At 35.1% G+C, this 12,285-nt stretch carries 9 protein-coding genes, 1 pseudogene and 1 CRISPR repeat array; of the genes and pseudogenes, 1 reads left to right on the top strand and 9 read right to left on the bottom strand.

Going from position 1 to position 12,285, the window contains the following annotated elements:
* Positions 1-139 precede the first annotated feature (139 nt).
* A pseudogene (locus tag MV589_RS08645) lies at positions 140-451 on the top strand (transposase); the annotation flags it as partial.
* A 26-nt stretch (positions 452-477) separates the two neighbouring features.
* On the opposite strand, the gene MV589_RS08640 reads toward MV589_RS08645, so the two are convergent.
* The 9 genes from MV589_RS08640 to ligA form a co-directional block, all read right to left on the bottom strand.
* The gene (locus tag MV589_RS08640) at positions 478-1,128 is read right to left on the bottom strand and encodes a hypothetical protein (protein WP_297433926.1); all 651 of its coding nucleotides are present in this window, start codon (positions 1,126-1,128) and stop codon (positions 478-480) included.
* A 62-nt stretch (positions 1,129-1,190) separates the two neighbouring features.
* Positions 1,191-2,839: a CRISPR direct-repeat array (repeat unit 28 nt; unit sequence CTTCCAAGCTGCCTGTGCGGCAGTTTAC).
* A 145-nt stretch (positions 2,840-2,984) separates the two neighbouring features.
* Positions 2,985-3,536, bottom strand: a complete 552-nt coding sequence (gene cas6f / locus MV589_RS08635; RefSeq protein ID WP_297433923.1) for a type I-F CRISPR-associated endoribonuclease Cas6/Csy4 — start codon at positions 3,534-3,536, stop codon at positions 2,985-2,987.
* The gene (gene cas5fv / locus MV589_RS08630; RefSeq protein ID WP_297433921.1) at positions 3,536-4,555 is read right to left on the bottom strand and encodes a type I-Fv CRISPR-associated protein Cas5fv; all 1,020 of its coding nucleotides are present in this window, start codon (positions 4,553-4,555) and stop codon (positions 3,536-3,538) included. Before cas5fv ends, cas6f begins: the two co-directional genes overlap by 1 nt.
* Entirely contained in the window at positions 4,555-5,514 is a 960-nt protein-coding gene (gene cas7fv / locus MV589_RS08625) for a type I-Fv CRISPR-associated protein Cas7fv (protein ID WP_297433919.1), read from the bottom strand. The genes cas5fv and cas7fv overlap by 1 nt, the downstream gene beginning before the upstream one ends.
* The gene (locus MV589_RS08620) at positions 5,504-8,500 is read right to left on the bottom strand and encodes a CRISPR-associated endonuclease Cas3'' (protein WP_297433917.1); all 2,997 of its coding nucleotides are present in this window, start codon (positions 8,498-8,500) and stop codon (positions 5,504-5,506) included. Before MV589_RS08620 ends, cas7fv begins: the two co-directional genes overlap by 11 nt.
* Positions 8,466-9,413, bottom strand: a complete 948-nt coding sequence (gene cas1f, locus MV589_RS08615; protein WP_297433915.1) for a type I-F CRISPR-associated endonuclease Cas1f — start codon at positions 9,411-9,413, stop codon at positions 8,466-8,468. Before cas1f ends, MV589_RS08620 begins: the two co-directional genes overlap by 35 nt.
* 3 nt (positions 9,414-9,416) lie before the next feature.
* Entirely contained in the window at positions 9,417-10,640 is a 1,224-nt protein-coding gene (locus MV589_RS08610) for a type II toxin-antitoxin system HipA family toxin (protein WP_297433913.1), read from the bottom strand.
* Positions 10,621-10,950 (bottom strand): helix-turn-helix domain-containing protein, encoded by a 330-nt coding sequence (locus MV589_RS08605; RefSeq protein ID WP_297433911.1) that lies wholly within the window; start codon positions 10,948-10,950, stop codon positions 10,621-10,623. The genes MV589_RS08610 and MV589_RS08605 overlap by 20 nt, the downstream gene beginning before the upstream one ends.
* A gap of 90 nt (positions 10,951-11,040) precedes the next feature.
* On the bottom strand, positions 11,041-12,285 hold a 1,245-nt coding region (gene ligA, locus MV589_RS08600; protein WP_297433909.1), incomplete at its 5' end, for an NAD-dependent DNA ligase LigA.

Genomic DNA, 12,285 nt, shown 5'->3' with positions numbered 1-12,285 from the left:
TTCGGAACTGGTCACTTACCATCTCACAACTTGCCATCTTTTTCGATGGCAGGTTGGATGATGCTTTAGATTTATGATACAATTTTAGGAATTATCCGATGCTGACACAGATTATTGAACACTACCAGAGAAGTTTAAAAAGCAATATCCAACTTTTATAAATCACTTAGAAAAAAGAAAAACTGAGCACCTATGTTTTATGAAATATCCTGAAGCTGTAAGAAAACATATTTATACAACTAATCCTGTTGAATCTGTTCATTCTAGCTTTGAAAAAATGAGAATTAAAAAAGGTGGATTTTTCCAATCTATGGATATTTTAAATGTTGCTATTTTTATTGTTAGTGACAAACTTAATCTTAACTGGAAAAAACCTGTTCCGATGATAAAATCTAAACTTTATGAACTAAATCAAATATTCAATCTTAAATTTTATGAGGAGAAAAATTAGTTAGGTGTTACTGTTAGACACAACTTTTAGGATATGTCTCCTTTTTGAACCTTATTCTTAACAGGACTCATTTCGCTAATTCCACCATCATCAAACCTCACAATAGGCTCGTGATATTCTCCCTCGACTCGCTTGAGTGTATCTTGCCAAGTCTCGGCGGATTTCTCCTCTGGTGTCATATTCTCTCTATACTGTGCCGCTCGTGCTTGCTGTTCTCCATGCAGTCTTTTGTATGTATCAAGCTTTAGTTTTTCAATGCCTCCGTAGTTTTCAGAAGCAAGGTTTATCATTTTCGTGTACATATCATCTTCTGTTTTTATCTTGCTGTTTAGAAAATCTTCCTCTATTTTTTGAAACGCAGGTAGGTCTCCATATTTATCTGTTAAAGTTGATGCAAGTTGTTTTGGTGTTAAAGTATCAGGAGAACCGCCCTTAGCCCATCCCTCTTTATTTTGAATTGCGTGTTGTATCTCGTGGAGCAATGAAGACTTATTTATGTTTTTGCTTTTTGTATCATAACCCACTATTATCCTGTTTGCCGGTGCATCAAAACTTGCACCTTGCATATCGGGTTTTAAGTGTACTATGGTGTCTTTGAGTTCTGGGTATTGCTTAAACAGCTCTTTGTGTTTTAATATCTCATCAAGTTTTGCGACTGTAGAGTTCCCGAACTTCATGTCTTCTGATGTTCCCCATGTGCCATTCGTCACTTTGGCATTTGCATCATCTATCTCTTTCACTTCCAAGCTGCCTGTGCGGCAGTTTACCCTTATTAACAATCTACATGGAGTGAGCAAAGCTTCCAAGCTGCCTGTGCGGCAGTTTACCTCCAAGAAGTGCCGACAGTAGTAAGTCGAGCCTTCCAAGCTGCCTGTGCGGCAGTTTACCATTCTTCACTGCAACAGTTGTGGCTTTGCTCCTTCCAAGCTGCCTGTGCGGCAGTTTACCATTAGATTTGAAATAGAGAAAAAAGATGATGCTTCCAAGCTGCCTGTGCGGCAGTTTACTTGTATAGCTATTTGCCACAAAATCAGCAAAACTTCCAAGCTGCCTGTGCGGCAGTTTACAAGCAATTTCGTAGGAAAGTTCTTATTGTTTGCTTCCAAGCTGCCTGTGCGGCAGTTTACTTATCAATGTATTCGATAGACTCGTTAATGGCCTTCCAAGCTGCCTGTGCGGCAGTTTACCTAACGCAACTTGGGAAACAACAGCAACAGCACTTCCAAGCTGCCTGTGCGGCAGTTTACGATTGATGCAATTCGTGCGAAGATGGATGATTCTTCCAAGCTGCCTGTGCGGCAGTTTACAAGTTTTTACATGGGCTAATGGTGCAAATTGTCTTCCAAGCTGCCTGTGCGGCAGTTTACAAGCTTTAAAACGCTTATATCCTGCTCCACTTCTTCCAAGCTGCCTGTGCGGCAGTTTACATAACTCACTTCGCATAGGATATTATGACGATCTTCCAAGCTGCCTGTGCGGCAGTTTACAGCGTTTTACTCAGGAGCTTATAGCTATTGATCTTCCAAGCTGCCTGTGCGGCAGTTTACTTTCAATGGCTGCAGCTTACGCGGGGATTGAGCTTCCAAGCTGCCTGTGCGGCAGTTTACTTGTTAATTTGTATGAGGCTGATGATTCAAATCTTCCAAGCTGCCTGTGCGGCAGTTTACTCTTTCATAGAAAGACCAGGGGTGAGCATGTTCTTCCAAGCTGCCTGTGCGGCAGTTTACGTTATTTCCGTGTTACTGAACCTCATAAAGATCTTCCAAGCTGCCTGTGCGGCAGTTTACTTTTAAAGCTAAGGATAAATAATGAGCCGATACTTCCAAGCTGCCTGTGCGGCAGTTTACTGCGATTGTGGCCTTTAAAGTTGATAGATTTCCTTCCAAGCTGCCTGTGCGGCAGTTTACAACAAGTCAAGCCTATTGATGTCATTATTGATCTTCCAAGCTGCCTGTGCGGCAGTTTACTTCATCTACTCTCAGCACTCATCGGTCTTTTTCTTCCAAGCTGCCTGTGCGGCAGTTTACACTTATTTTACAAGGATGTAATGATAATTAGGCTTCCAAGCTGCCTGTGCGGCAGTTTACTTGTTGTAATATCTGCCGCAATTGAAACTTCATCTTCCAAGCTGCCTGTGCGGCAGTTTACATTATAATGATCTTCACTTGCTGCTAGGTTGGCTTCCAAGCTGCCTGTGCGGCAGTTTACCGATATGCCCCAGCGTGCTGTGACTGCGTTTGCTTCCAAGCTGCCTGTGCGGCAGTTTACGTATTCTTTGCGTGAGCTTACTAAGGATTATCCTTCCAAGCTGCCTGTGCGGCAGTTTACTGAAAAAAAAGATATATCAAATCTTACACTTTCTTCCAAGCTGCCTGTGCGGCAGTTTACAGCAAATTAATGCTCGGAAGTTATGTTATTTGGCTATTCCTAAAAGAATTTTTGAATTATACCATTATTTTTTAAGTCCTTAAAAAGGCCCATTATACGGTATCTAAAATTATATTTAAAAAAAAGGGTCTTTCTTTTGTCTAAATTAGAACCAAGGAATTGTTGCTGTTGTACTCAACCCAAATTGATCAAATTCACCCTCTACTGCAATATCTTTCAAATTTCCAAACTCTATAAATCTTCTATGTCTCTGTCCATTTGACATACTTACAAGTTCAACAAAAGGATTATCTAGTCCACCTTCATACATTTTTATCCGATATTTTTTTACCGCCTCATCAGAGATGCTACCTCTTTTTATAAGTCTTCGTAATTTTGCCTCTGTCATATTTTGCTGTACTCTTGAAACAGTTCGATACTTTACATTTTTTGCAACAGCTGTAATAGTACCAACTTTACAAAAATCCCTATATTTACCAAGCCAATCTTTCTCCTCTAGTTTTTTTAAATCTTCTTTTTTGCCGTGAATACGCAACAATCTTCCGAGTTTTAACCTATATTCTGGAAAACTAATACCTATTGTAGTTGATTTTAGGTCATATAACCTTTTATGAAAAGATGAATAGAGTTGATTCAGCAGTATATTTTCACGCATCTCTTTTTTAGGCATCAGCCTTATATCCAAATAATAATCCATTATTTTTGCACCTCTTTTGTACTAATATGAGTAACATATGCTAAACCTTTTTTACCCAAATAAAAACTAGAAACTCCCGCATTATCTATAAGTTTTTTTAGCTCTTTTGCTTTATCTCTCGGTATATCTATGGTAATTTCTAATGTGCCACTTGCTTTGGTTAGCATAGAAGTAACTTGACCTTCTCCTTTTTCAAAACTTTTGACAATATATGGATTACCAAATATTTTCTTTTTTTCTCCCGTTGTAAAACGATTCATAAAATCTTTTTTTGTAAAAAGTCGTTTAGAAATTCCTGTAATCGTACCCGTTTTTGTAAGGGCTGAACTCAAATCATACTTTGATGAAAGTCTTTCAAGTTGCAGATACAGCGATGAACAATAAAGATTTAAAGGAACAACTTTTTCTTTGTTATTTTCATAGTTAGTGCCTTCAAATTTTGCTTCAAGTATTTTCAGAGCCGTAGTAACTGTTTCATCTTTTTCAAGAGCTTTTAGTTTACTAATTTCTGTAAATCTATCAACAATTACTAAAGGGTCTAATGCAATACAATTATCAATTTTTTTATTATCAACAATAAATTCTAGAAGTTCATCCACATTAAACATCAAAACTCCCCAGAATTCTTGAGAATAATCTGAAATGAACATTTTATCTTCTGTATTTATCATCCCTGTAAAAGAGTTTTGATCCGTATTACCAGACATATTTCTTAGGTAAACTAACTCATTATTTTGTATTTTAATATCATCATGAAAGCTAACCTTTGACTCAATATCTTTAAACAAATATACTTCATCTTGTCGTGCTTGATAAAGTTTTCTTTGCTCTCCAATTAAACGATTTAAAATTCCCATTACAGTACTTAAAGAAATATCTCTTCGTATATAATTTTCAGGCTTTTTCAAAGCAGTATTGGACCCTATATATTTTCTTCCTTTTTTTGGCAATACCTCATCATTACTCCCATCAAGAAAAGAGTTTCGCCAAGAAGCTTCATACTCTATTTCTATTTTCATTATTTCTCTTTTGCATAAAAATAGTGTGCATATTTTTTATCCTCAGGAGAAGAATGAATGCAACTTTCATCCTGTTTAATTCTCATCATGCTCGTACTATCATTATAATCAACTGTAACTTCATCAACATACATATATGATTTTGCTTGACGAATTACAAGTTCATTTAATTTACGAAGTGTCTCATCTATCAACACATCTACTGCATCATCATTAAGTATAATCCCATTTTCACCCTCTTCAAAAATAGTTCCATTTCTTACACAGTTTTCATAAAAAGTAGCTTTAGGAGCACGCTTTTGAGTATCTAATGAAACTATAAAATCTTCCACCATCTTAGCAACCTCTTCACCTTCCCCTGTTTTTATTTCCATAGCTTCACGGTCAAACTTTTTCTCTAATGATATAAACTGTAACTGCTCAATACTGATAGAACCATAAGAGATATACTTAGTATCTCCAAAAGTTGTTTTAGAATAAAAAGAAGAGCTATCTCTTTCTCCTGCTTGCCCAAACTGTTCAAAATTTCCATTTCCAAGTTGATCTACAAAATCTTCAAGCAAAAGAGGACTTGTTCTTTTATTTTGAGAAGCAGGCACGACATAACCTCTCACTAATCCTGTTAAAGAAGCTAAAATATTTTTAATATTTTTTTTATCGGCATAATGTAAATCATAAGCCTGTTCACGAAAGAGGTGATGACGCACACAATTCTGACTTATATATAAAGGTGTCTTTTTAAAATCAATATCGGTTGCTTCTTTTCTATATTTATATCCTGTATCTTTTTCTCTGCCAGAGAGATTGCTATACCCTCTTAATTTTGGCATTGTATGGTTATCAACAGTTTTTCCATCTTCACCTTGTAAGTTAGTAGGTCCATTCCAATTAACAACCCCATGCCCTTTTGCTACTATCTTAAAGTCAATGCTTCTTATGCCTGTGATTTTATTTGTCATCTGCTATCTCCTCATTTTTTATTAATTGTGGTAATGATACCACACCTATGGATTGTTTCCTGCCCAAAAGATAAAAATATGCATCAGGGTGCTGTTTTTTATTCCATTTACTTAACTCTCTTGGTATGTAACTAACATATATAGGAGTTTTTGGATCTCTTGCTCTATTTTCATACTTTAACTCTAAATAATTTTTTGATTCTTTGGTCTCCTTAACAATACGGTGAATTTTTGCCATATATGCCAATAAGTTTCTATCTGAATCTTCTTGTTTTTTGCCTTTTATGCGAGTGACATTTAATGTAATTGCTTTTTCTTCAATATCTTTTTCATCAAACTCATCATATAAATACTCATTTATAATAACAACATCATCAATAGCATTAACTTTCGCTCGTGCCATCTGCACAAAAAGGCTATTCCCTCTTAATGAGTTTTTCTTTATCCTCACACCTACTTGCTCTTTTTTTATCTGTGGAAAGCTTTTTGGGTCAAGTACATTTTTTTCTATCATACTCACACTTTTTTGAAGTGCTTTGACCAAATCTTCTTCTATCGCCCTACAATTATTTTTATCCTTATAAAATTCTTCATAAAGAGCATAAAGTTTCTGTATAGTACAACTCTCTTTGCTTAAATTATTTTCTAAAAACGCATACCAAACTTTAGCAGACTGCAAAGAGTCCAACTCATTTAAAAAACGAGAACTTCCATCTTTTGATTTTCCTTGTTTCACCCCTTCAGTAATAGCAATAGTATAAACATTTACCTCATCATTCGCCCCGAAACGGTCAAGCCGTCCTAACCTTTGTAAAAAATTCTCTGCATGTGTCATCTCACTTATCATTCTCTTACATGTAATATTTAAAGATGCTTGCACAACAGGTCCACTTCTCAATACATCATATTTACATGAGCCATCTTTTTTAAATGAGTTATACACTTCTTTAAACAAATACTCTTTATCACTTTTAGTAAATTTTGAATGAAATAAAATGCCATTTTCATCATTTTGATGCTCTATAAAACTCCGTTGTGCTGTAATTGCCGTATTACTAATCACAAAGGTGTTGTCATCTTTCACCTCTTGCATCAAAGGATTATTTGCATCATCGCTATCATCATACTCTTGAAACTCTATCTTGTAACTGCGTTCATTAAAACTTTCCATGCTTATTACATTATCTTCATGTAAACGCAAAAACTTTTCAATAAACAGAGGATTTGGCGTAGCAGATACAAGCAAAGTATTTGGGAGTATTTCGTCTGTCTGTTGCAATTTTTTTGCTTCGACTAATTCTGCAAAAAGTAGATTAAAACCTTGCATATTGATATATTCATGATACTCATCAAATACTACATGAGCATTCATAAAATCCATAAATGTTGTTATATGTTTATGCGTCGTAATAGTGTTTACAATCTGATCTATAGTAGTAATGACAATCTCAGCTGAAAATTCTCTACCCTCTTGTGTCTCTTCTTCTTTTGTATTTATACGAGATTTTTTTATCTCACCTGTTACTATCTCAATATGGGTATTTGGCAAATATTCATTAGTAGATAAATCGGCATAAATTCCTTCACACACCTGTACTCTTGGACATATCCAATATAGTTTTTTCACATTTGTATTTTTAGCCCACTCTAATGCAATCTTTGTTTTTCCACACCCTGCAGGACCTTTTAACACCCCTACAAAAATATCTTCCTCTTCACTCAGTGCTTTTGCCGCCTCTTTTTGCTTCTCATTTCTCATACTTTTTGGGTATCTATCTTCAAATCCCTCTAAACACTCTTGAATGGCAGAAGATAATCCTCTCTCTTTGTGAAGTGCATCATCAAGTAAACTCTCCAATGTTTTATTTGAAATATATTCATCTAATGCTTCTGCTGTTAATTGAGAAATCAACCTATCAGCCGTAACAATAGCCGTTCGTGCTAAATTATTTTTTGCATTAAAGCCTATATTATGCTTATACCCATCAATATTTTCTTTTAGAGAGTAGCGTTTATATAATGGTAAGTTTATACCCTCTAACTCCTCTTCAATCCCCTCTATTTCTACCTTTTTTATTTTAAATACATCACTCAGATTATCATATTCGCTTGCCAATGCATCAACAGAAGTGAAAATAGCTTGAAATTCATCTACTTTATCTTTATAGTATGCTTCAAAATTTTCTATTTTATTATAAATTCCAACAAAATTTTTTATCTCATTTTTTTTATCTCGAAGAGGTTTGGCGTGGTGCCAATAGATAGCATGTTTTACTCTCTCTTTCATATCTTTATTAAAATCAAAATTATTCAACAATTCAAAAAAGAGTAAAGAGAGTTCATTGTGGCGTGGATATGTTTGCCAAGAAAATTTTCCTGTATTTTTATCAATATGCTCACCCTCATCAGCAATCTCTTTGTACTTTTTCTGCTTTTTCTTCTCTTTTAAAAGCCACTCTTGAAAACCACTATCAATCTTGCCTATATCGTGCCAACATCCAGCCACATAAATTGCTTTTGCAAGATTTACATCATCTGGTACAATCTTTTCAATCAATTTTTTTGCCAAATAACCAACCCCAAAAAGATGCTGGTCAAGTCTCTGTCCGTTTGTATTTGCATAAATTTTATCCACCATTATCTCTTTTTCTCCTACAAATCTTTTTGTCACTCCATAATTGACGGCAACTACTCCGCTCTCATCAAAAGCTTCTTTGTTTCCCACTATCCACAACAATTCACTACGACTTCGACTGCGTATCCAATGACAACTTACTGCTGTATTTTTGGAAGCGGTTCTTTTAAGTAACTTCTGCACCGCCTGTAAACCTTCATTTGTTATAATCGTTTGCCAAGTAGTGTCACCAATACGATTTGCAAAAGTATCTAAAACTCTGCGTGTTCGACTTAAAGCCTTTTTTTGACACTGAGATACAAAAGTAACCATCATACTATTTTTCTTCTTGCTTGTAGTAAAGTGCAGCATTTTGCACCTCTTTAAACATAAAATCCAATGCTTTGTGTTCCACAAAAGTTTGTAAAATTTGTAAACGAAATTCTTTTTCACTCTGTTTCTCTTTCGCACAAATAAATGCCCATGGCAGAACAAGGGCATCTTTTATCAGATCTGCTACATCAAATACCAAAGCACCCCGCCTTGTTTTTCCATGCATTACTGCAAAGCCATGAGGGATTCCAAGAACCCAAAGTGTTGTAGCACCCAAGCCATATGCCAAATAATTTCCATGATCTAAAAAACCATTAGCATCTTCAGCTCTTGCATGTTCTCTTATAAACCCCAATTGATTTGTTTTTTTTGCAGCATATTTGTAGAGTTTTTTTGTTAAGTCTGCTTCAATTTGTAAAAGTTTTCCCACACTCGGTGCGTGAGAGATTTGTTCTAAAGTTTTTTGAAACTCTTTTTGTAATTCGTTACTATCAAATCCTTCTACTCGTAACTCTTTATCTTTAGCCCATACTTTTTTTGTGAATTCTATCCGTGCTGTTTGGAATCGTTTTGCAGTTTCAAGCCGTTTTATTTCATCAAACCAAAACCCCATCCAACCTTGAATATATTCTGTCGGTCTATACTCATTTTGAGGAGTAAACCACTCAATCTCATTTGACATTAAAAGTGGTGTACCACCTGCACCAGTAAAACCAACTAAAACACCGGCCTGTGCTAACATCCTCATAGCTGGTTGCGTTATAGATGTACCTGTACCAAGCAGTAAGCAAGTGGTATTTGCAATGGGAATATTCCAATACAAATACTCTTTTTTCTTTTCACTCAAATATAAAACACGACCATCTTTTTGTAACACACGACAATATTCCAAATAATATATATTTGCTCTTTTTGAATGTAAAATTGCTTTAAGGTCTGTTAATTGTTCCATATTTTAGATAACTCTAATTTGCTTAATTTCAAGCAAATCAAATTGAATATTTTTATGCTTATATTTATCAATGAGTCTATTCAATTCAGAGACACTGTTTTGCACCTCTTTTATGATAGTTTTATAGTCCACACCAAATCTATCACCTAACTGAGCAAAATCACTGTAATTCACTTGAGATGATAGTTTTTTATTAATTTTAAGAATCATCTCTCTTTGCCCTTTTGTATTATTATATGTTAAGTCATAAGCAGGAGACAATTTCCATCTGCCATGCTTGTCCATCAAAAAAGTTGTATTTTTCAAATGGTCATCATTATTGTTATATGTGTAATTAAACACCATTCTTCTAAATAATTCATCTATATCCTCTTGCGAGACCAAAAGCTGCTGTTTTGCTAAAGTAAATATATTGGCATAATCAATAGATGTAGATTTTTCTAAATTTAATAAACCGGACAAAGTATGTGTATGCAATCTATCAGCATTAATATCAATATCAAAACGCTCAATAGCAAAATGTTTATATCCAAGTGTATCATCAAAAAGATAGGTTTTTGGTATATTTATACCGCATGAAGCTGCCACCAAAGAGTATATATACTCTATGATGCTCGCAGCTCCATAATGAGGATATTCACTCTCATCTATTTTAACAATTAGTGCTTTATCTCCCTTTTTAGTCTCCCCTATGTAAAAGCTCTGTTTTTGTTCATTATAAGAGAGTATCAACTTCTCTTTTGCCCCACCCACAGGTGAAAATGTTTTATACATATCAATTACATTGCGAATTGAATCATATGTATTATCTTCAAGCATCACTTTTTGAAATTGTCTCACTTCTCTGAGCATAATAGGAATACTTTTTGTATTAGATTTGACAGGATTTGGTTTGTATTTTAAAGCACCCAAACTTACATCACCTATAAATAGGAGTTTGTCTATGATGTTTGGCGTAAAATTAGTGTAGATTTGAGCAAAATAGTTATCAATCACTTTCATCCCAAAATTATCAGGAAGTGAATCTGAAAACACTCCTGGTAATTTGTGTTGAAAATCTAATGTGTCAAAATTATATTGGGCACTACTCAGAGGAAGAGCAATCGGAGAAATATTTAAATCAAAAGCTTCATTATATTTAAAATAAACACTCTCCTTGACAAGAACCATCTCCCCAACAAGTTGATCCCATAAGTAAACTTGACATCTATAATTGTTTTGCATCATATACTCTTTGCTTTTTTTTCTTGCGCATCTCTTCTTCATACTTAAAAGCATCAACTGCAATTCTCTCTTTCTCAAAGTCAAAAAGTTCATTAAATATCTCTTGTTTTTGTAATGCTCTTAATATTGCAATGAGATTATGCAGCGTTATTTTTGCATTTTGTTCTAAGTTTCTTACCACTCCTATTTTTACATCTGCCTTTTGAGCAAGTTGTTCTTGTTTTAAGTGTTGCGCCACTCTTTCACTCTTTATCCGTGAAGCTAACAGTTTTGCTATTTCATCATTCGTAGTAAAAAAATTAATTTGACTCATACTAAATCCTTGAAATACAAATACCTTTATTTTGATAATAATAGCATATTTATTCTAATAACTACTGATATAAAGATAATTATATAGAAATTAAAGCATACTTTGCATCTCATCTTCAGTGAGTGTAGCCACACCCAAACTCACAGCCTTATCATACTTACTTCCAGCATCTTCACCATAAATCAAAAAGTCTGTTTTTTTACTCACACTTCCTGAAACTTTTGCACCTAAAGACTCTAACATCTCTTTTATTTTTGGTCTTGGTTTGCTCATGCTTCCTGTTAGAACAATGGTTTTTCCTTTAAAAGGGTTCTCTTTTGCTTCCTCTTTTTTCTCAGGTGCGACAGGCTCTAAAATCGCTTGCAATTTTTGCACTGTTTCACGATTTACCCGCATAAACTCCAAGTAACTCTCAGCCATCTCATCGCCTATGCCATCAATGGCTATAAGTTCTTCTTTAGCTGCGTTTAGATACTCCAGTCCAAAGGCTTGTGCTATCATTTTTGAAGCCACCTCTCCAATATGCTCAATACCAAGCGCATTTATAAAACGCCAAAGTTCACTGCGTTTAGCACTTGCTACTGCGTTTAGAAGATTTTGTGCTTTTTTCTCTTTAAAGCCCTCTAACTCCAAAAGTTTTTCCATACTCAGATCAAACAAATCAAGTACACTTTTAATAAGTCCCGCGTTGTAGAGTTGCTCGACTATTTTATTTCCAAGTCCATCAATGTTTAGACATGGTTTTGAAGCAAAGTAGATGATGGAGTTTACAACTCTTGCTTCACAGTTAAGATTTTGACACTTTATTAGTACCTCTTCTTGTAGGAGTTCACTCCCACAAACAGGGCAGTTTTTCGGGCGTTCTACTTTTTGTTCACTACCACTACGCTCCCCTACTAAAACCTTCACAATCTTAGGAATAACATCCCCACTTCTAAGAATAATTACCCTATCGCCAATGCGAATATCCATTCGCTCTATCTCATCAAAGTTATGAAGTGTTGCACGCTCAACTACTGCACCTTCTATCTCTGTAGGCTCTACAATGGCGACAGGAGTAACTGCTCCCGTACGTCCAACTTGTAAAATGATATTTTTAAGTGTTGTTATTTTCTCAACTGCGGGAAATTTATATGCGACTGCCCATCGTGGCACTTTTACTGTGTAGCCCATATCTTCTTGTGCTGCTATTTCATTGACTTTTACCACCATTCCATCAAGCATCATGGCATAACTATCACGCTCTTTTTGCATCTGCTCATAAATGGCTTCTATTTCATCATACCCTTTTGTGACCGCTCGAAGTGGTGGTTTACGAAATCCAAGCTCATAAAT

The sequence above is a fragment of the Sulfurimonas sp. genome (assembly GCF_026991475.1).
GTDB lineage: Bacteria > Campylobacterota > Campylobacteria > Campylobacterales > Sulfurimonadaceae > Sulfurimonas.
The sequence above is the reverse complement of the archived record's forward strand: the minus strand, read 5'-3'. Positions and strand labels throughout refer to the sequence as shown.

What these genes read in the sequence shown, in the direction of transcription:
- MV589_RS08605 (WP_297433911.1), bottom strand. Translation starts at nt 10,950, where the DNA reads ATGAGTCAAATTAATTTTTTTACTACGAATGATGAAATAGCAAAACTG.
- MV589_RS08620 (WP_297433917.1), bottom strand. Translation starts at nt 8,500, where the DNA reads ATGCTGCACTTTACTACAAGCAAGAAGAAAAATAGTATGATGGTTACT.
- MV589_RS08640 (WP_297433926.1), bottom strand. Translation starts at nt 1,128, where the DNA reads ATGAAGTTCGGGAACTCTACAGTCGCAAAACTTGATGAGATATTAAAA.
- cas5fv (WP_297433921.1), bottom strand. Translation starts at nt 4,555, where the DNA reads ATGAAAATAGAAATAGAGTATGAAGCTTCTTGGCGAAACTCTTTTCTT.
- MV589_RS08610 (WP_297433913.1), bottom strand. Translation starts at nt 10,640, where the DNA reads ATGATGCAAAACAATTATAGATGTCAAGTTTACTTATGGGATCAACTT.
- cas7fv (WP_297433919.1), bottom strand. Translation starts at nt 5,514, where the DNA reads ATGACAAATAAAATCACAGGCATAAGAAGCATTGACTTTAAGATAGTA.
- cas1f (WP_297433915.1), bottom strand. Translation starts at nt 9,413, where the DNA reads ATGGAACAATTAACAGACCTTAAAGCAATTTTACATTCAAAAAGAGCA.
- cas6f (WP_297433923.1), bottom strand. Translation starts at nt 3,536, where the DNA reads ATGGATTATTATTTGGATATAAGGCTGATGCCTAAAAAAGAGATGCGT.